Origin of the sequence: Clostridium sp. C1, assembly GCF_018223625.1 — a bacterium.
In the GTDB taxonomy this organism is placed as follows: Bacteria; Bacillota_I; Bacilli_A; order Erysipelotrichales; family Coprobacillaceae; genus Allocoprobacillus.
Map to the genome: position 1 here is coordinate 1,114,806 of NZ_CP073631.1, position 21,041 is coordinate 1,135,846.

The 21,041-nt window shown below is 32.7% G+C and carries 19 protein-coding genes, 1 riboswitch and 2 other annotated features; of the genes, 4 read left to right on the forward strand and 15 right to left on the reverse strand.

Annotated elements, in window-relative coordinates:
* Window positions 1–35 precede the first annotated feature (35 nt).
* The 11 genes from KEC48_RS16325 to KEC48_RS06155 form a co-directional block, all read right to left on the reverse strand.
* Window positions 36–170: a hypothetical protein gene (locus KEC48_RS16325; protein ID WP_283092219.1), complete on the reverse strand. Its 135-nt coding sequence runs from the start codon at window positions 168–170 to the stop codon at window positions 36–38.
* Window positions 163–1,431, reverse strand: coding sequence for an NAD(P)-dependent oxidoreductase (locus KEC48_RS06110; protein ID WP_249191411.1), 1,269 nt, complete (start codon window positions 1,429–1,431; stop codon window positions 163–165). Before KEC48_RS06110 ends, KEC48_RS16325 begins: the two co-directional genes overlap by 8 nt.
* Window positions 1,415–2,884, reverse strand: a complete 1,470-nt coding sequence (locus KEC48_RS06115) for a metallophosphoesterase (RefSeq protein ID WP_211964910.1) — start codon at window positions 2,882–2,884, stop codon at window positions 1,415–1,417. The genes KEC48_RS06110 and KEC48_RS06115 overlap by 17 nt, the downstream gene beginning before the upstream one ends.
* A 90-nt stretch (window positions 2,885–2,974) precedes the next feature.
* The gene (gene asnS, locus KEC48_RS06120) at window positions 2,975–4,324 is read right to left on the reverse strand and encodes an asparagine--tRNA ligase (RefSeq protein WP_241146643.1); all 1,350 of its coding nucleotides are present in this window, start codon (window positions 4,322–4,324) and stop codon (window positions 2,975–2,977) included.
* Between the two features lie 73 nt (window positions 4,325–4,397).
* Window positions 4,398–4,607, reverse strand: a binding site (T-box leader).
* Between the two features lie 38 nt (window positions 4,608–4,645).
* The gene (locus KEC48_RS06125; protein WP_087358216.1) at window positions 4,646–5,284 is read right to left on the reverse strand and encodes a redox-sensing transcriptional repressor Rex; all 639 of its coding nucleotides are present in this window, start codon (window positions 5,282–5,284) and stop codon (window positions 4,646–4,648) included.
* A 2-nt stretch (window positions 5,285–5,286) separates the two neighbouring features.
* Window positions 5,287–6,294 carry a tRNA (adenosine(37)-N6)-threonylcarbamoyltransferase complex transferase subunit TsaD gene (tsaD, locus tag KEC48_RS06130; RefSeq protein ID WP_087358217.1) on the reverse strand — a complete coding sequence of 336 codons (1,008 nt, stop codon included), beginning with the start codon at window positions 6,292–6,294 and terminating at the stop codon, window positions 5,287–5,289.
* Complete coding sequence (rimI, locus tag KEC48_RS06135) at window positions 6,294–6,734, reverse strand: ribosomal protein S18-alanine N-acetyltransferase (RefSeq protein ID WP_211964911.1); 441 nt, start codon at window positions 6,732–6,734, stop codon at window positions 6,294–6,296. Before rimI ends, tsaD begins: the two co-directional genes overlap by 1 nt.
* Complete coding sequence (tsaB, locus tag KEC48_RS06140; protein WP_087358219.1) at window positions 6,725–7,330, reverse strand: tRNA (adenosine(37)-N6)-threonylcarbamoyltransferase complex dimerization subunit type 1 TsaB; 606 nt, start codon at window positions 7,328–7,330, stop codon at window positions 6,725–6,727. The genes rimI and tsaB overlap by 10 nt, the downstream gene beginning before the upstream one ends.
* Window positions 7,318–7,767, reverse strand: a complete 450-nt coding sequence (gene tsaE / locus KEC48_RS06145) for a tRNA (adenosine(37)-N6)-threonylcarbamoyltransferase complex ATPase subunit type 1 TsaE (protein WP_211964913.1) — start codon at window positions 7,765–7,767, stop codon at window positions 7,318–7,320. Before tsaE ends, tsaB begins: the two co-directional genes overlap by 13 nt.
* Window positions 7,751–8,314 carry a DUF402 domain-containing protein gene (locus tag KEC48_RS06150; RefSeq protein ID WP_087358220.1) on the reverse strand — a complete coding sequence of 188 codons (564 nt, stop codon included), beginning with the start codon at window positions 8,312–8,314 and terminating at the stop codon, window positions 7,751–7,753. The genes tsaE and KEC48_RS06150 overlap by 17 nt, the downstream gene beginning before the upstream one ends.
* A gap of 107 nt (window positions 8,315–8,421) precedes the next feature.
* Window positions 8,422–8,970 carry an energy-coupled thiamine transporter ThiT gene (locus KEC48_RS06155; protein ID WP_211964915.1) on the reverse strand — a complete coding sequence of 183 codons (549 nt, stop codon included), beginning with the start codon at window positions 8,968–8,970 and terminating at the stop codon, window positions 8,422–8,424.
* A gap of 66 nt (window positions 8,971–9,036) precedes the next feature.
* A riboswitch (TPP riboswitch) is annotated at window positions 9,037–9,137 on the reverse strand.
* Between the two features lie 109 nt (window positions 9,138–9,246).
* Here KEC48_RS06155 and KEC48_RS06160 point away from each other — a divergent pair.
* A complete protein-coding gene (locus KEC48_RS06160) occupies window positions 9,247–10,437 on the forward strand; it encodes an acetate kinase (protein ID WP_087358222.1) in 1,191 nt (396 codons plus the stop codon).
* 36 nt (window positions 10,438–10,473) lie between these two features.
* On the opposite strand, the gene KEC48_RS06165 is transcribed toward KEC48_RS06160, so the two are convergent.
* From KEC48_RS06165 to KEC48_RS06180, 4 genes are all read right to left on the reverse strand, one after another.
* The gene (locus tag KEC48_RS06165) at window positions 10,474–14,589 is read right to left on the reverse strand and encodes a SpaA isopeptide-forming pilin-related protein (protein WP_211964917.1); all 4,116 of its coding nucleotides are present in this window, start codon (window positions 14,587–14,589) and stop codon (window positions 10,474–10,476) included.
* Between the two features lie 121 nt (window positions 14,590–14,710).
* Window positions 14,711–15,025 carry an AzlD domain-containing protein gene (locus tag KEC48_RS06170; RefSeq protein ID WP_249191412.1) on the reverse strand — a complete coding sequence of 105 codons (315 nt, stop codon included), beginning with the start codon at window positions 15,023–15,025 and terminating at the stop codon, window positions 14,711–14,713.
* Between the two features lie 23 nt (window positions 15,026–15,048).
* Window positions 15,049–15,717 carry an AzlC family ABC transporter permease gene (locus KEC48_RS06175; protein ID WP_211964919.1) on the reverse strand — a complete coding sequence of 223 codons (669 nt, stop codon included), beginning with the start codon at window positions 15,715–15,717 and terminating at the stop codon, window positions 15,049–15,051.
* Window positions 15,718–15,759: 42 nt separating this feature from the next.
* Window positions 15,760–16,281: a hypothetical protein gene (locus tag KEC48_RS06180; protein ID WP_087358225.1), complete on the reverse strand. Its 522-nt coding sequence runs from the start codon at window positions 16,279–16,281 to the stop codon at window positions 15,760–15,762.
* 348 nt (window positions 16,282–16,629) lie between these two features.
* On the opposite strand from KEC48_RS06180, the gene glmS reads away from it, so the two are divergent.
* From glmS to KEC48_RS06195, 3 genes are all read left to right on the forward strand, one after another.
* On the forward strand, window positions 16,630–18,432 hold the full coding sequence (gene glmS, locus KEC48_RS06185) for a glutamine--fructose-6-phosphate transaminase (isomerizing) (RefSeq protein ID WP_211964921.1): 1,803 nt from the start codon (window positions 16,630–16,632) through the stop codon (window positions 18,430–18,432).
* Window positions 18,433–18,544: 112 nt separating this feature from the next.
* A complete protein-coding gene (locus KEC48_RS06190) occupies window positions 18,545–19,792 on the forward strand; it encodes a hypothetical protein (RefSeq protein ID WP_205090130.1) in 1,248 nt (415 codons plus the stop codon).
* A gap of 69 nt (window positions 19,793–19,861) precedes the next feature.
* Window positions 19,862–20,650, forward strand: a complete 789-nt coding sequence (locus tag KEC48_RS06195) for a ZIP family metal transporter (protein ID WP_087357719.1) — start codon at window positions 19,862–19,864, stop codon at window positions 20,648–20,650.
* 126 nt (window positions 20,651–20,776) lie between these two features.
* Window positions 20,777–20,999 (forward strand) — a binding site (T-box leader).
* Window positions 21,000–21,041 lie beyond the last annotated feature (42 nt).

Below are 21,041 nucleotides of genomic sequence, written 5' to 3' on the forward strand. Positions count from 1 at the left end.
CTCCTTCTTTTTTTATTTTTTATATCATACATGATTTATTCATTATTGACAATATTTCTTTCTTCACCTTTTAAAAATGAAAGTATATTTTCATAAACTTCATTGACACAACGTTGTCTAGCTTCAATAGACCCCCAAGCAATATGTGGTGTTAAAATCACTTTATTCATATCCTGTATAGAATAAAATTACATCATCTTCTAATAATGGTTCATGTTCAAAAACATCTAAACCAACCCCAGCCAGATGTCCTTCATTTAAAACTTTTACCAAAGCCTTTTCTTCAATAATACCACCACGTCCAACATTAATTAAATAAGCTGTTTTTTTCATCTTTCTTAAAGCTTCTTCATCAAATAAATAATGTGTCTGTTCATTTAAAGGCGCATGAATAGTTATAATATCAGATGTCTTTAATAACGTTTCAAAATCAACTTGCTGGTAATCACTTGTTGCATTTTTGCCACTTGTTGAATAATATTGAACTTTTGCTCCCATTGCTTTAGCAATACCAGCAACAGCTCTGCCAATATGTCCTAATCCAACAATACCCCAAGTCATAGATGACACATCATGAAAAACATCATCAAAATAACTAAAACGTTCACTATGACAATATGCTTTAGACTTCACAAAATGATCATAGGCAACATTCTTTTCAATAAGATGCATTAATAATGCTAAAGTATGTTGAGCGACTGTTGTCGTTGAATAATCTTTGACATTTGCTACCTTGATTCCATGATCATGACAATATTTCAAATCAACATTATTTGTTCCTGTGGCAAATAAACAAATCAGTTTCAAATGCTTTAATCCTTCTAAAACATCTTGATTCATAACATTTTTATTTGTAATGACAATATCAGCCCCTAAGATACGTCCTCTTATTTCAGATTGTTTTGTATCTTCATACATTGTCACTTGCCCAAGTGAACAAAGCTTAGATAAATCGACATCTTTGCCAACAGAAGCACTTTGTAAAACAACAATATGAACATCTTCCTGACGAAGTAAAGTCATAAAATCTTCTAATGATACATCTCGAAATAATTTTCCTAGATGAATAGCTTCATTTAAATCTAAGATGTCTGTAGATAAAGCCACACCACACATCGCATTATCCACAATTTCAAATTTTAAAATATGTTGAATCATCGCAACTCCTAACGCTTTAGAAGTCATTGTTTTATCATCATCAATTGTTTCTAAAATATGTTGTTTAAAATGTTTTTCCTGTTGTTCACATTGATAAATACATTCTTGAAGTGATGTATATAATAAAATCTGATCTCTGACCAAATCATGATAAAGAAGTGGCAAAACAACATCATAAAGTTCCAATGGTACTGGTTTTCCATAACCTTTTGTAAAATTATACAGCAACGCTGTTCCTAATTCTTCATCTTTCATTCTATCTACTAGTTTCATCTTCATTTCCTCCCTCAAATAAATAAACTTCGACACGCTGTCTTTCCGCTTTCGCTTTATCATCATAAAAAATCATACATAATTTCATTTTCTTCTCTTGAATATCATATTTCATAATATTATAGGAAATATAACGACTACGACTTTCTTTTAAACCACCTGTAGCACTACCGGCACCAATATAATAACAGCCATCTACCTCTCTAAAAAAGGGTAAATGCTTATGTCCATGAAAAACATAATGTATATTTCGTTTCTGTAGCCATTCTATCAATAACGGGGCATCTACTAAAACCTTTGATGTTTCTACAATTCGATTAATAAATGTTTTTTCATGCCATTTGGTTTTAATAAATTGAGCCTTATCAATAGGATAAACATGATGATGCAACAAAACCAATAAAGTATAGTCTTCCAAATGATCAATCGCTGATAACTCATCATCAATTTCCATTAATTGTCTTTTTCCTATTTTCCCTCTAGCAAGATTTCCTTCACTGGTTGTATCCATTTTAATAATAATAATTTTTTCTTTTTCCAGAACCTTAATATTTTCACCTAACAAATAAGCAATGACTTTACTTTTTTGATTTCTAGCAAAGTTAAATCCATGTACAATCACATCATGATTTCCCAATATAAAAGTCACATTCGCTTTATATCGTTTCTTTAAACTATTCATAAAATCATTGGCTAAATACATATTTTTACGATTAGGAGATTCCATTAAATCGCCTGTAATTAAAATATTCACAGGCCATAATGAAGGAAGTCTTGGCATCAATTCATCTAATGAAGCATAGAGTCTTGCCAATCCTTTTTGACGTTTATTTTTACCTAAATGCAGATCACTTAACTGAATAAAATAAGCGTCATTTTGATAGTGTTGATATATATCAAACAAAGGTAATTGCTGTTCAATAGCCTTTTTGAGTTGAGTGAAATCTTCGATTCGTTTGATAGGAACGAAAACCATCTTCTGTTCTTGAAAAATCAAGCATCCCGGCCATGAATCCACATGATTCAAAGCACAGAAGAAAGCAGGAAAAGGATCAAAAAATGATAAATTGTCTTTTTGAAAATGACCAGAAATCGCATAAAAATAGATGTTTTCATATGTAGGAAAAGATATCATTTTCAAATCATTTTCATCAAATCCTGGAACATATACAATATGAATTGCTTTTTCATAAGTTTGTGCGATTGTTTCCATTTCTACTGAAAAAGGAATATGTAAAATATGATCAACATCTTCAACTTTCATTAAATAAGATAATAAGGCATATTCATCCTTTGTAATAGATTCTAAAACAGGGCATGAAATATGACGTTGATTTAACCATTGGATAAAACTTTGAAGATAGTCATAGGACATGAGAAAATCACGCATATATGCCAATTCATTACGATAAACAATATTAAAAAAGGTATTGATAAAGAAGATTTCATTCACTGTTCTTTTCACCTCGTAGATTTATTATACTACAAATAAAAATAGAAAAACATGGAAATTCATATTTTTCCATGTTCCTGTCAAATCTTTTTAGAATTTTAAATTTCTTGGTGTTCTTGGGAATGGTTCCACATCACGAATATTTTGCATACCTGTCAAATACATCAAGAAACGATCAAAACCAAGACCGAATCCTGCATGTTTACATCCACCAAATCTTCTTAAATCCATATACCACTGCAATCCTTCTTTTGACATCTGTTTTTCATCCATGATTTTTTCAAGAACATCATATCTTTCTTCACGCTGACTTCCACCAACAAGTTCTCCAATACCTGGTACTAACAAGTCACAGGCTGCAACCGTTTTTCCATCATCATTTAAACGCATATAAAAGGCTTTGATTTCTTTTGGATAATCGGTTAAGAATACCGGTCCACCTACAATTTGTTCACAAATATAGCGTTCATGTTCACTATTGAGGTCCATACCCCATTCTACTTTATTTTCAAATTTGACATCAGCTTTCTTTAAAATATCAATCGCTTCAGTATAAGTCATACGTTTAAATTCACTATTTCTCACATGTGTAATTCTTTGAATACATTCCTTATCAATCATTTGTTCAAAGAACTTCATTTCTTCTGGAGCATTTTCTAAAACATAATCAATACAGTATTTTACCATATCTTCAATTAAATCCATATCATCTTCCAAATCTGCAAAAGCAATTTCTGGTTCAATCATCCAGAATTCACTGGCATGGCGTGATGTATTTGAATTTTCTGCTCTAAATGCTGGTCCAAATGTATAAACATCTCTAAACGCCATACAGAAAGCTTCCACATGTAATTGTCCTGTCACTGTTAAAAAGGCTTCTTTACCAAAGAAATCTTTACTAAAATCGGTATCATCAATCGTTGTCGCTCTAAACATTTCACCAGCACCTTCACCATCATTACTTGTAATAATAGGTGTATGCACATAGACAAATCCCTGTGACTGGAAAAATTCATGAATTGCCATTGATAAAACACTTCTTAATCTAAAAATAGCATAAAAAGTATTAGCTCGTGGACGAAGATGTGGAATTTCACGCATATATTCAAAAGAATGTCTTTTCTTTTGTAAAGGGAAATCATCATCACAAGCCCCTTCTACAACAACTTGTGTTGCTTCTATTTCAAAAGGCTGCTTAGCCTGTGGTGTTAATTTTAATTTTCCTAAAACACGAATTGCACTTCCTGTACTGATATGTTTCACTTCATCATAGTTTGTTAAAGTGTCCTGTAAATAAACAATTTGACAGTTTCTAAAGTAAGTTCCATCATTTAAAGCAATAAAACCAACTTTTCCATTATCACGATTTGTACGTACCCAACCATCTAATTCAACATATTCGATACTCTCCGTTTCAAATTCTTCCCCAGATAAAATCATTTCATATAATTCTCTGACTGTCATAAATTCAAACATAACTCTCTCCTCCTTCTTATTAAAAAAGTCGTTCCTCAAAAGGAACGACTATATCGCGGTACCATCCTTATTTGTATTCTTAACAAATACACCCTTTTTAAATAACGCCTCTAAGCGGGATAGTCTACTTTTATTTCTCCTATCCGGTTCATTGAGTGTTCCATATCATTCCCATTTCTTTTGCTTTCACCGTCCAAAAGTCGCTCTAAAACTTATGAATGATATGTTCTCAAATCATTACCTGTATATTTATTATTAACATTTTTTCAATAAAATTTCAACACTTTATTCATCATTCACATGCATTTTTAAAACCAGTTCCTGAATAGCCACAACAACATCAACTGTTTGTACGACAACATCATCTCTGACTGTAAAATGTGTATGCGTAAAATCAACGATACCTTTAATACCTAAATCCATCAAACGATCAACTGTTTCCTGAACATTTTCACTGATTGCTAAAATGGCAATTTTACATCCATCAGGAAATGTTTTTTCTAAATCATCAATATGATAAAGTTTAACACCAAAACGTTCTCCAACTTTATTTTGATCTAAATCATAACCACAGACAATCTTTCCTACTGTATATTGCCAACGGTTATATTTTAAAATAGCACTTCCTAAATTACCCACACCAATTAAAATAATAGATTCATCCAAACCTAAACCTAAAACATTATTTAAAATATTAATAATATCTTTTGTATCATAACCTATTCCGCGTTTTCCTAAAGCTTCTTTACTTGTTAAAAAACTGAAATCACGACGAATCGTTGTATCTAAAATTCCCGTTGCTTCAGATAATTCACTAGATAAAAAATTATTCTTTCCTTCATGTTGCATATTGCGTAAAGCTTTTAAATAAACAGGGAAACGGGACATCGTTGCTTTTGATATTTTATGTTGTTTTTTTTCCATGATTATTCACCAAGACTTTCCATTTCTAAATCATATGATGGTTTCACCATCAAATCAAGCGATGAAAATTGCTGATGTTCATACATAATACGGGCTGCTGAAGCAATCATGGCAGCGTTATCTGTACAATAACGCATAGGTGGAAATAATACTGGAATATCACTACGTTTTGTCAGTGCTTCTCTTAATCCCTGATTGGCACTGACACCTCCAGCAACAATAATTTCTTTGACTTGATAATCCTTTGCTGCTTTCAGTGTTTTCGATACAAGAACATCTACTGCCACCTCTTGAAATGAACATGCTAAATCTTCTGGAACAATGTCTTCTCCTCTTTGAGAAGCATTATGACAAAGATTAATCACAGCTGATTTTAAACCACTAAAAGAAAAATGATAGCTGTCATCATTCATTGGAAGTGGCAATTGATAGCTATGCTTTCCTTCTTTCGCCATGCGATCAATGACTGGCCCACCAGGATAAGGCAAATGCAATACACGTCCTACCTTATCATAAGCTTCACCAATCGCATCGTCTAAAGTTTGTCCAATGACTTCAAATGAAAATTCATGTTTCATATAAACAAGTTCACTATGCCCCCCACTGACAACTAAACACAGACATGGATATTGGATATCCTCTACAAGCTCATTAGCATAAATATGCCCAGCAATATGATGAACTCCAATCAAAGGTTTATGATAAGCTAAAGCCAATGTCTTTGCTGCCTGCATCCCAACATGCAATGAACCAACAAGACCGGGTCCTTTTGTAACAGCAATCGCATCAATATCCTGCATATTGATTTTTGCCTCATTGAGAGCTGTCTTTAAAACCGTAGACACACATTCTACATGCATACGACTAGCAATTTCAGGAACAACACCACCAAATAAACGATGTGTATCAATTTGTGATGCGACCACATTACATAATAATTCACGTTGATCTTTTAAAATGGCTACGGCCATTTCATCACAGCTTGATTCAATCGCTAAAATAAGACTCATTATTTTTCCCTCCTTTTCGTCATTAAATAGGCATCTTCATGATTATCCTGATAATAATCGGGACGAACTGCCTGAACTAAAAATCCATATTTTTGATATAAAGCTATCGCTTTATGATTTGATTTTCTTACTTCTAAACTGATTGTTTCTACATCATCATTCATAACATCTAAAGCATACTGCAAAAGTTTTGCTCCATACCCTTGTGACTGATATCGTTTTTCAACAGCAATTGATGCAATTTGTGCCTGTTCATACATGATCCAGACATCAATGTAACCAATCACTTTTTTTTCTTTTTTGAATACAAAAAGATGTGCAAAAGGATTATGAAATAATTCATATTCAAAATCTTCTTGCGTCCAAGGTGAAGGCATCACATTTTTTTCTAAAAGAACAATAGCCTCAAGATCATCTTCACGACATTTTTCTATAGGCATATCTTTTTAGCCTCAACATCTTTAAGATAACGTGGAACCAAAGCATCCACATTTTCACAAGCAGATTCATTTTTGGCTAATTCATGTAAATGACTAGCTAAATTCACTTCTACATGCTCATATCCTACCACTTCATTTTGTCCTACGACTTGAAAATCTTGATAATTCTGCATAAATTGAGGAAAATCTGCAATTGCCATCATTTGTTCAGAAATTAACGCTTTTCCTTGATCATAGGCACAAACAAAGACTTTTTGACTACGAGCATCAATCACTGATACACATTTTTGTAAACCAGCATAAGCCGCTAAAGATGAAATGGCTTTAATACGAACAGATGAAATCACACTTAATGTTTTTGCGATTGTCAAAGCCACTCTTTCACCGGTATAAGAACCCGGTCCAATGGTAATAACCATTTCATCAACATCCAATAGTTCTTTATGATATTTATTTAACAGTTTTTCCAAATAAGGAATAGCATTTTCTGATTGACGTTTCGATCCCATTTCTTGGATAGCTTCTAAACATTGATCATCTTCATATAAAGCAACCATTAAATATTGATTAGATGTATCCATGATTAATTGCAACATATGTTCATCTCCTTTAATAATTGCTGATATTGTTGACCATGTGCAATAAAAGTCATATGACGAGTCTGATCTTTATTTTTTGTCATATGAATTTCTAATCTATTGTCTGGAAGTATATCTTGAATATACATTGGCCACTCAATGACACAGACACCACCATCTTCAAACATTTCTTCAAATCCCAGTTCTTCATTTTCTCCTTCTAAACGATAAGCATCAAAATGATAGAATGGCACTTTTCCTTGATATTCCTTAACAATCGTAAAAGTAGGTGAATTAATAATCTTTGTCACCCCTAATCCTTTTCCTATTCCTTTTGTAAAAGTTGTTTTTCCAACACCCAATTCTCCTTCTAATGTAATCACAGTATTAGGAAATAAATGTTTTGCCAGTTCTTCTCCAAAATCAATCATATCCTGCTCATTTTGAAAATCCATGATGACCTCTCCTTTTTCTATAATTTCCACTTTGATAATAATGATACCAGTGTTGTGCAAAACCCGGTCTAAAAGGTCCTGACATATTCATCGCCATATCAATCAATTGTGAAAGCTGAAGATGTAATATATCATCCAATTCATCACTATAATTCATAGCAGCTTTATGCTGCTGATATTCTTCTTCATCTAAAATCTTATATTTATAATCAGGAAAAACCTTTAAATCTAAATCATAATCAATATATTTCAAGGCTTCACCATCATATAACGTTGGAGATGCGATATTACAATAAAAATGTACCCCTGTCTTACGAATCATACAAATCACATTATACCATTTTCGCTTAGGGAAATAACATATGGCTGGTTCCCTTGTATACCATTTACGACCATCAGCTTCTGTTACAAGCGTTCTATTGTTGACAACAATAAAATGATGTGGTGTTTCCTCTAAAACAAGCCCTTTATCCCAGCAGCGATGAATACTTCCATCATGTTTATAACAATGAATAAGGATATTTTGACCAACAAATGTCTTATTCATAATCAATAACCTCTTTCTATAACAGAATTATTATACACAAGTTCACCTCTTTTTTAAAGTAAATTTACTATTTTCTAACGTATTAAAAAATCTCTCATAAAGAGAGATTAGTGAAAAGCATTTTTTAAACGTGAATATAATAATGGAACAACAATCATACATAATATAAGCGTTGGAGCAACATAAATCGCATTATATCTTAATGAATAAACAATAGGATTCATACCTTCAGGAGCGTAACTGGCAAACAAGAATGCCCCTGATGCAAAATGCGATAAATATTTTAAACACATAACAAAAACAACACCCCAGCAAATGGAAATATGACCTATTTTTTGAGTTTTGATTAATGGTGTTAAACCACAAACTGCCAGCGGTAAAACATAGTCAAGTAAAACTGACCAAGGTCCATAATATTGAGCAATTCCTAATACAAATTGCAATAAAGCGACACCAACACCACAGATCACCCCATAACCAGCTCCCATCAAATATCCACATAACATAATCGCAATAACATCAACTGAAATCGTTCCACCTTGTGGCAGTGAAGGAATCACTTCATTGACATAACTTAAAACAAGTGTAATCGCCATAAACATCGCAAGCATACACATGTTTCTAATTGAGTATTCTACTCGCATAACATTTTTCATCATCTTTTTCTCCTTTCATTCAGCCAACAAATAAAAAAAGACTTTTCTACCCACGTAAAAAAGTCACAATTTCATTATTTGCACTCTCTACGCTGGCATTACCCAGTTCAGATCATAAGGGATAAGGTTTCCACCTTTCTCAGCAAAATGCACCCCCGGCCTTTTTCTATTATAATCCTTTTTAGAAAAAATACAAATATTTTTGATAAAACATTTTTTTCTAGTTTTTTTATAAATAAATGTTATAATAAAAGGGAATTAAGGGAGGATAAGAAAATGGCAAAAATTATTGCAGTTAATGCAGGAAGTTCATCACTAAAATTCCAATTATTTGAAATGGATGATGAATCTGTAATTACTTCTGGAGTGATTGAAAGAATTGGTTTAGAAGACTCTATTTTTACAATTAAATTTAATGGTCAAAAAGATGTTCGTACTTTACCTATTCCAACACATAAAGAAGCTGTTCATTTATTATTAGATACATTATTAGAAAAAAATATCGTATCATCACTTGAAGATATTAAAGGTGTCGGACATAGGGTTGTTCAAGGTGGTTCTTATTTTAAAGAATCTGCCATTATTGATGATGATGTTGTAAGTAAAATTGATGAATTAAAATCATTAGCTCCTTTACATAATCCTGCTCACTTAACAGGATACTATGCTTTTAAAGAAGCTATTCCAAATGCTGGAGCAGTGGCTGTTTTTGATACAGCATTCCATCAAACATTAGAACCAAGATGTTATATCTACCCAATTCCATATAAATTCTATACTGATTATAAAGTGAGAAAATATGGTGCACACGGAACTTCACATTATTATGTTTCTCAAAAAGTCATTGAAAAATTAGGAAATCCTGAACATTCTAAAATCATTGTTGCTCACTTAGGAGCTGGAGGATCTCTTACAGCTGTTAAAGATGGAAAATCTATTAATACTTCAATGGGATTTACACCATTAGCTGGAATTATGATGGGAACTCGTAGTGGTGATTTGGATCCTTCTATTATTGACTACTTAATTGAACAAGTTGGTATGGATATGAAAGATGTTATTCATATGTTAAATAAAGAATCTGGTTTATTAGGTGTTTCTGGTGTATCAAGTGATTTTAGAGATGTCTTAAATGCAGCTAATGAAGGAAATGAAAGAGCAAAACTTGCGATTGATATTTTCTTTAGACGAGTTATTGCTTATATCGGAAGATATTTCATTGCATTAGGTGGGTGTGATGCCATTGCCTTTACAGCAGGTATTGGTGAAAACTCTGCTTATGCAAGAAAAGAAATTTTATCATTAGTAAGCGAAGCTTTAGGTATTGTTGTTGATGATGATGCTAATGAAAATGGTGAAGGAGAACGATTAATTTCTGCACCAGAATCAAAAATTAAAGTTTATGTCATTCCAACAAATGAAGAACTTGTGATTGCTAGAGATACAAAACGTTTATTAAACTTATAATCAAAAAGATGCAGAGATTTCTCTCTGCATCTTTTTTTACATACTGCCTTCTTTTTTTGATCTATACTTTAACATGATCATCAAACCAATACTACCTCCAGCTAATATCACCATATTCATGATATTGGATGAGTCCCCAGTTTTCACAATTACTGGTATTCTGGTATTTTCATACTGTAAACTATGAATGTTGCCAATACCTTCAAGTTGATCATCAATCACAATCTTCACGACTTCATTAGATAACTGATATCCTTGTGGTGCTTTAGTTTCTTTAAGATAAACAGTCTGACCATATGCTAAATCCGTAAAAGTCACTATTCCTTTATTGATATTGGCTTTGATTGTCTTTAATGGATTCTGACACTTTTCATCTGAATATATTGTAAATTCAAAATCATTATGAACAATGTTTTGATGTGTCTGACTATCAATCTTATTGACCTGAATATCCGTTAAAATACGATCATCCGTCATTGTCAATATCATATCCTGTGTCTGATCCACAGTAAAAACAATTGATGATGCTTTCTTATATCCTTCTGGTGTTTTGATTTCAGTAAGTGTATAAGTTTCACCTGCTTTTAACCCTTTAACAACATGATATGTACCATCTGTCGTCCATTCATCAATGATGTTATTTTGCTGGTCAGTTATCTGTAAAATAGCATCCTTAACAACATTGCCATTATCATCTTTCTTTTGAACACTGACTCTTGTATCAATCATTGATAAGTGCATATCTTCATCTTCTTTAACGGTAAATGGTATTTCATTAGCTGTCACATATCCATCAGGTGTTTTGATTTCTCGTAAAATATAAGTTTCACCAACTTTCAATCCTTCTACAAGATGTTTGGATTCATCACTAACCCATTGATCAACAATATCCTTTGTTTTGGTACTAACCACCTGTAATGTTGCTCCTTTGACAGGTTTTTCATCTGCACCTAATTTTGTCACATCTACCTGTGTGTCATTCATCACAATCGTTTGTTTGTTTTTGGACATTGTAAATTTCACATCTTTGGCATAAGTATATCCAAGTGGTGTCAAATCTTCACGATAGATATAATCTTTTCCCATGACAAGTCCTTTAATTAAGTGCGTTTGTCCATCACTTGTCCACTGTTCTACAATTTCTCCAGTTTCAGCATCTATCACAGTGTATTCTCCACCTTTGAGTTCTGTTCCATTAAGATCCTGCTTAGAGAAATATGTTTCTGTTAGCTTGTTATTGACTGTCTTTTCCACTACATATTCTTTCGTTGTATTGTCTTTCATTTCAAACACAAAGATCACAGGTTCATCCAAAAGTACATAGCCATCAACAGTCTTGATTTCTTCAACTTTATATTGTGCTCCATCTGTTCCAAGTGGTAAATCCTTTAATTCCAGTTTTCCACTTTCATCAATCATATAAATACCATCAGTTGCAGTGTCCATATTGACAGGTTCACCTTTTTTGTAGATGAGCTTTCCAGTTGTTGGATCAACGATATCGCTGTTAGCTGTCACTTTGAACTGGGCTCCACCAACTGCTGTGTCTTTATCTAACTCAAATGTCTTGTGCAAAATCAAATGACCTGTTGGTTTTTCATTGACAAATGTTACTTCAATGACTGGCTGATGATCTTCATCAAAAATGATGTCCTGACGATCAGAAGAAATCTCAACCTTGATGTCATCACCTATTAAGAATCCTTCAGGTGTTTTCAATTCCTCAAGAATATATGTTCCCGATTCTACCATATCATCCAAGACAGCATATCCCTTTTCATCTGTTGTCCATTCATCCTTGTAAACAAGCCCAACCTTTTGTTTGATATAATTGCCTTCTTCATCTTTTAGCTTAAATGTGGCATGAGATAAAGTCACCTTTTGTCCTTGATCATCAGTTTTAACAATCTTTAGCCATGCCTTGAATGGAGCATTGTTGACCATTCTGTATTCCATTTCCTGATCCTGATCAATGGTGATAAAGAAATCACCACTGGCATAATAATTTTCTGGTGTCTTTGTTTCCTTGACTTGATAAATACCATAAGGCAAATCAACAGATGTATCTCGTCCTGTTTGATCTGTGACGAGCACATCATACGTTTTAGCTTTTTCCCATCCATTCTTTTGAACATCTGAATAAAGTTTGATTGTAAATTCAACACCTGCCAAACCTTGTGTAATACCACTTGATCCATCAGAACCCATCTTAGCGACTTCAAGTTTTCCTTTGATGACCTGTTCTTTAGAAACAACATTTTGAGTCACAACCTGTTGTGTTGAATTGGAAGATGCCAATGACACAATCTGTGGTGAATCTAATAAATATCCAACACTTGGTTTTGTTTCTTCAACACGATATACTCCCATTGGTAAGTTAGACCAAGAAATCTTCGCATTGTTGTCTGTTTTCTTTGTTCCTGTATCGCCCCAAACGCCATTACCAACTGTTTTTTGAGAAATGACTTCATCTTTTGTATAAAGCACTGTACCATCAGCCGGACTGAGAATATTGTCATTGGCTTTCAAGACATATTCTGCTTCTTTTAAAGTGGCATCACCCTGTGCACTATTACCTGTTTCTTTGTCCTGTTTTTCGAGTTCAATTTTCCCTAAAACAGGTTCATTATAGATTTCAATGGCATAAGTTTTGCCATTTTCAGTCACACTTTGGTTCTTTTCCAGTGTCACAATGACATAGTTTTGTGGTGCTTCTTTTTCACGAATCGTATATGTTCCATAATCAAGCAAACCTGTTTTGGCAATACCTTCATTATTTGTAGAGATTGTTGAAACAACTTGATTGCCACTTAATACTTCAAACTTCGTTCCGGCTTTCTTGACAATCTCACCTGTTTTCTTATCTTTCTTGACAACTTGAATATAACCTTGTTTCCAGTTATTGGTTTGTGTAAATGAAGCTGTCTGCCCAGCTTTTAATTCGACTGAATGAACTGTTGAATCCAAAACAAGATGATCTGGCACTTTAACTTCCTGTATATAGACAGTGGCTGGTTTTAATTGACTGATGGTTACTGTCCCATCTTTACCAGTTGTATATGTGCCTAGACTTGGATTCATATTGGCATTATAAGAGATTTTAAACTGAACATCTGAAATATAATTTCCTTTGTTGTCTTTCTTTACTATCTTTAAAGCAGACGTTCCAATCTTGATTTTAAAGAAAGCACTTGGTAAAGCTTCATCCAATTTTCCAGCAATCGCAACTTTTTGATAGCTTTCAGAACTATCCAGACAAATAAGCTGTCTTTTGTTTAAATCTAGACTGTTGGTTGCTGAAACAGTTTTAGTATCTTCAAAAGAAGCATTGGCTGTTATTTTTAAAATATTTCCGATTTTATCAAATGATAGCCCATCAGATTTGAAATCATATCTATCCAAGACACCATTTTGATCGTTCATCTCCATATAATAATGACTGTCATCAAAGTCCGTCATTTCATAAGTCTTGGCTAAACTTTCACTCTTAGCAGCAAAACTAGGAATTTTGCTCCAAGAGATCAATGTTTCACTATAGAAATCATAGTATTTTTTGACATTGGATTTGGTTGTTGCATTATCCCAGTTCAATGCATTATAGACAGAAGTTGCCCCACTCGTTGTGACTCCTCGATAGCTGCCATCCGCCTTTCTTTCACCTACCATGATTTCCCATACAATGATCTGAGCAGCATACCATTGATAGGCATTACCCTTAACTGCTTTCAATGAGCCACTCGTATTGTATTCTACATTGATTTTAGTAGGAGCAAGACTTAAGACTCTACTAATCAATGTTTCTTTTTGTGAAGCACTTAAGTATTTATTTTTCTGTGCTTCCTCAATCAAATCAATCGTATCAGTAGGTGTATACTGTGTTCCATCATGAACAGCTTTACCATGTTCAAGACAATAAAAATACTGTCCATTTGTTGTTAAAAGGACAGTCACACCTTCATCATAGGCACTTTCATCCAAGATTGTACCATCATTGAGTTTGGCTCCATCTTTTGTCGTGACACCCGGTAAATAATTGTAGGTGTTCATCTCATAAGATGCTGCGTGAACTTGACCTATGTTTAACGCAAATAAACAAGATAAAATTGATAATAAAACTTTTTTAAATCCATGAAATAGTTTATGTTTATTCATCCTTTTCCCTCCTTTTTGTGGCTAAACATAACTTTCTTGTCTACATCACCTCCTTTCATGCTAAACAAAAAGACAGGTTTTCTCCTGTCATGAAATTGAATTGATAATGAAAAAATCCCATTTAAAATGGGATCACAATTTGGGCTATAAAACTACATATCACTGTCATACAGGCTACAAAAACAAGCCCTTTTTGTCGATAAGCAAAATAAATACCTGCCAGTCCTCCTATAAAAGCACTGACCATATTTCCAGTTGCATAAAAAATACTTGGAAAAGTTAAAGCCGATAGTACAGCATAGGGAACATAATATAAAAGTGAGCGGATAAAGCGAGAATGAATTTCTTTTTTAAAAAAAGTTAATGGCAACATTCTAGGTAAATAAGTCATGACAGCCATCACTAAAACAGTCGTCAGCAAATAACTTGTCATCATTCTTTTTCCTCAATTGGATAACGCTAAGCGCCATACAATGCTGCCAGTAACGTTGCGATAATCAATTGAAATCCACTCGATAATCCTTGAAACAAAGGAGTCACATACATTAACGTTGAAAGAATAGCTGCCAATAAAACGACTTCTCCAATAGCACGTGATTTTGAAGATGCAGGAATAATAATGGCTAAAAACATACCATATAAAGCGAGTCCCATTGCATTTTGTAAAGAGGCTGGTAATAAATTGGTTAATGTTTCTCCTGCCAGTGTTCCACTTGTCCATCCAATAATCGGTATCAGTATAAAACCTGACATATAAGGAAAAGAGAGAGTCTTCTGTTCTAATGATGCCAGACTAAATGTTTCATCTGTAATGCCAAAAGAAATCACCATTCTTTCAAGTGTTGACATCTTTTGATCAATCTTTTGGCTTAAAGACAGTGACATTAAAAAATAACGTGCATTAATCATCAAGAGTGTCAAAGCGGTTTCCATATAAGATGCCTGAACAAGCATTAAGGACACACCCGCAAACTGTCCTGATGATGTTAAATTTGTTATAGAAATCAAAGTTGCCAGTCCTAACGGCAAGCCACTTGAAGCCACAAAAACACCAAAAGAAAAAGAAACCGGAAAATATCCTAAAGCAATCGGTAAAGATCTTCTACACCCACTCAAAAATTCCTCCATCAAATCCCCTCCATATATCCCTATATGATACATGAATCAAGATTACTTATCAAATAAATTTTTTTCAATAAATGTCATAATTTCTTCTCTTGATGTTAAAACTTGATAAAAAGACTTTCTTAAATCTAATCTTTGAATATCTACTGAGCGAATATCACTCAATTGAATACGACAATATGTTATATGTGTATCAGTTTTTATTTTAATATCTTTTTCAAACAGTGGATTGACAGGTGTCGAATCTTTCTTTATAGATGTACATGGAACAACAAGCATCTTATATCCCATATCTTTTAAAACATAACACCAATGTCCATCCATTAATTCTTTAGGAAAACCTCGTCCAATATTAAAATAGGCTAATTCATGGATATGTGGTCTTTTATGTACGTGATAGAAAGTCTGATTACAATCTCCATCTTTAACAAGATGACAATAAAAATATTCCAGCTGACTTGTTTGATGCAACAGGGCATAACTATATTTTTCAACATCATAAACACCTGATTCTTCTAATTTTTTTAAAGATTTATTCATTTCTAGTAAATTATTACGTATACTCATAATAACCCTCCTATTATATATATACGCATATTTTTCTCATTTTTCTTTTTTTTAAACGAAATTTTTTTATTTTTTTTATTTTATAGATGTGATGCAGTGATTTTTAAAATATGAAAACTATTGTTTCATCTTTCATGTATAATAGCATTGTTGATGGAGTTTTTTAAAAATGAAGCGCCTGGACTTTTTTCAAAGTTGACGAGGACCAGATTTATCGAAAGATTCGGCGGATGATCTGGAGGTATGATGCTACCTGAACGATGAGCAAAAATAATGAGTGATCATTAAACAAATATCATCAGGCATCACTTCATCATATAATCAATTGAATATATGGAGGAAGATTTTATGTGTGGAATTACAGCTTATTGTGGAAAAGGAGAAGCTTTGCCTTTTTTAATGCAAGGTTTATCTAAATTGGAATATCGTGGTTATGATAGTGCCGGTATTACAACATTAGAAAATAATCAATTAGTCACTATCAAATGTAAGGGAAGACTGGAAAATTTAGAAAATAAACTGAAAAGTCATCAATTACATGGACATGTAGGTATTGGACATACAAGATGGGCAACACATGGTATACCATCTAATCTCAATTCACATCCACATACCAATCAAGATGAAACAATCGCATTAGTGCATAATGGTATCATCGAAAATTATCGTGAATTAAAAGATGAACTGATCAAAAAAGGATATCAGTTTCAATCTGATACTGATAGTGAAGTCGTTGTCTTGCTTTTGGATAGTCTTTATGAAGGGGATCTTTTAGCAGCAACACAAAAAGTATTAAAACAAATCAAAGGAAGTTATGCATTATGTATTCTTTCAACACTTGAACCAGATCATATCATTGTGGCGAAAAAGGATAGCCCATTAATCATTGGAAAAACAAATGATGCCTATGTCGCCGCAAGTGATATTCCTGCTTTATTAGAGTATACAAAAGATGTCTATTTTTTAAATGATTATGAAATGGCTGTTTTATCTTGTGATCATATTGATTTTTACAATCATGATGGACAAAAGATTGAAAAAACTTCAACAACAATTCCTTATGACTTAGAGGCAGCTAAAAAAGATGGTTATGATACTTTTATGTTGAAGGAAATACATGAACAGCCTCATGTCATTGCAGAAACATTAAGAGGACGTATTCATCAACAACATATTGTCTTAGATGAATTAAAAGACATTGATTTTTCAAAATTCAACAAAGTCTATTTTGTAGCCTGTGGGACAGCCTATCATGCTTCATTATGTGGGGCTCATGTTTTAAAGAAAGTTGCTCATCTTCCCGTGTTAAGTGAAGTCGCAAGTGAATTTCGTTATAATGATCCATTGATTGATGAAAAGACATTAGCCATCTTTGTATCACAATCTGGAGAAACCGCTGATACTTTGGCAGCATTACGTTTAGCTAAAGAAAAGAAAGCCACAACTCTTGCTGTTGCGAATGTTTTAGGAAGCACCATTTCTCGAGATGCAGATTATGTATTGTATACATGTGCTGGTCCAGAAATTGCTGTTGCATCAACGAAAGCTTATACAACACAGCTTGTTCTTTTAATTTTATTAGCTTATTATATAGCACAAAATTTAAATCAGGATGTTCACGATGATGTCATTAAGCAATTACAGCTTATTCCTCAATATGTGGACAATATTTTAAAAGATGAACCTGTGTTTGCACAATATGCACATATGTTAAAGGATATGCATGATGCTTATTTTATTGGAAGAAATTTAGATTATGCCAGTGTGCTTGAAGGAGCTTTAAAACTCAAAGAAGTTTCTTATGTTCATGCCGATGCTTATGTGGCTGGTGAATTAAAACATGGTCCAATTGCCTTAATTGAAGATGGGTCTGTTGTTATTGCTGTCGCAACCCAGCCTCATATTGCTCAAAAAACAATCAGTAACATCCAGGAAACGATTGCCAGAGGAGCCCGTGTCATTTTACTGACAACACATCATGAAGAAGTTAAAAATGTACAAAACACTTACTATTTACCCGATGTTGAACCAACATTACAAGCAATTCTGGTTGCCATTCCTTTACAGCTTATAGCTTATTATACAGCTTGTCTTAAAGGTTGTGATGTTGATAAACCACGTAATCTGGCTAAATCAGTGACGGTTGAATAAAAACACTTTCGAGTGTTTTTTCTTTTGGTTAAAAGTATTTCATATGAAAATTAATCTTTATTCTTCACAAGAAGTTATGAAATTGATATAATAGTAAACGAGGTGATGAATCGTGGAAAAACGTGAACCAAAAGATTTAACAAATTATGATAAACGTTTTGAAGAAGATCCAAGCTCATTTAATGATTTTCAAGCTATGGATTATGTAAAGGAATTGAAAAATCAAGGACGCACTGATGATGCAATTGAAGTAGGAAAGACTTTCTTACAAGTTGGTGAAGGTTTAAGTGGTTTTATTAATCATTATGGTTATGCACTTTATAATAAATATATCAATATTGATGAAGACAAAATCAAAGAAAAAGAAGATTTATTTTTCTCTATTGTTGATGAAATCACAAATTTATGTAAACAAGAAAAGTATTCTCCTTTAGAAGCAACAATCAATAAAGCAATGAAGTATGTCATGAACCAGAAACCTGTGAACTATCAAAAATTATCTACTCTTTTAGATAAACTTGATGTTCAAACATTAAGCATTGATCCTTTTATCAACAATGCTGGTAAAGAATTTGAATCTAAAAAAGAAAAATGGTATCGTTTAAAAGTCAGATGCTCATATGAGTTAGAAGATTATAAAGCCTGTGTAGAATATGCTAATAAAGCATTGACACAACCTATCAAATGGCATTATAACAACCTTAACTGGGTGAAATATTATCGTGCATCTTCACTTGTCCATTTACAAAGATATGAAGAAGCAGAAAATGAATTCTTAGCTTTAGGTAATAGAATTCCTCATGTTGATTCTTTCCAGGTTCTTTATGATTTATATATGCATACTGGAAAAGTTAAAGAAGCTTATACAAATTTGATTTATAAATTCTTTAAATCTGGATATAATCTTGATGAATTATCAACTTATGAAATGATTTTAGATATGGTTAAAACTGGTCAAAATCAAGAAATCATCAATCTAGCCAATGCTTTTGTTTATCAAATCAAAGCAGAAAATCAAAAAGAAATTTCACAAAACACTATTTTAGAACAATATCAGAATATGGATAGCAGTTCTTTATATGATCGTTTATATAATCAATTAATGGAACATCTTGATGAATATATTGATCGTTATGAAGCAAAAGTTGTATATTATAACAAAGATAAAGAATTTGGTAGTCTTTATTTAGAAGATGATGATCCATTATTCTTTAGACAATCTGATTATATTTATGATGAAGTTGTTGAAAAATATGATGTAGTTGAATATAGTTTAATGAAAACTTATGATTTCAAAAAACAAAAACCATCTTCAAAAGCTATTTTATTAAAAACATTATATGAAGATATTCAATACTAAGCTATGTGATGCATAGCTTTTTTTGTCACATAAAATCATCTTTTTCATACTCTATAATGAGGTGAAAATGTGTTAACTCTATTACAACAGATGCCTGTTTTGATATTTATTGGAGCCATTCTTTTTAACTGGCTTTCCACATTTTTAGGGGCTTCGTTAGTCTATTTTACCAATAAAGAAAACCAACAGATTGTTTCCATAGCACTGGGCAGCAGTGCAGGTATTATGATTGCTGCATCATTCTTTTCTTTAATCCTGCCAGCTATGAATTTATTAGAAAATATGCCTAAATGGTTTTTACTCATTATTCCACTTGGTTTTTTATGTGGTGTTATCTTTTTAGCACTCTGTGATCATTTTTTACCACACAAGCATATGATTTCCGGAGAAATTGAAGGCGTTCATTCTCGTTTTTCTAAAAATCAGCTCCTTATGTTAGCCATGACATTACACAATATTCCCGAAGGTTTAGCTGTCGGTGTAGCTTTTGCCAGTGCTCATCAACAATTTATTCCAGCCTTGATTCTTTCTATTGGTATTGGTATTCAAAACTTTCCTGAAGGAACTGCTATAGCATTACCCATGCATCAATATGGAAAAAGTCGTTTTGTTTCGATGATGTATGGACAGTTTTCTGGAATCATTGAAATTCCTGCCGCTATTTTAGGCTATATTTTTGCTTCATTAATTCAAAATATACTTCCTTTTGCATTGAGTTTTGCTGCTGGAGCTATGCTTTTTGTCTGTGTTGAAGATATGATTCCTGAAGCCTGTTGTCATCGTCAAATAGATATCGGTGCTTTATCCTGTATGATTGGATTTACGGTTATGATGATTTTAGATATAATGTTATCTTGATTTAAAATTCGTGTTTTTTCTAAAATATTTCAAAATAATTCGCAAAATACTGATTCTTTTGATTTTATTTTTTGAAAAAGCATTGACAAATAATTTTCATTTCATTATGATAAAAGATATATAAAACAAAAAGCCATGATGTGACATAGTAAATATTTCTGTGACAATAGAGATATGATGGTTGGTGCAAATCATACGTAAAGAAATTTTGAATTCAACACGGAGCTGTTACTTTGATAAGGGGTAATCGGGGTCATAACGTTATTTATGAAAAGTTATTCAACTTACAAAGGTTATAATTGTGAAATTATAATAAATTGAGGTGGTACCGCGTTCACTCGCCCTCTTGGGACGGGTCTTTTTGTTTTATAAAAAAAAGAGAGAGGAATGT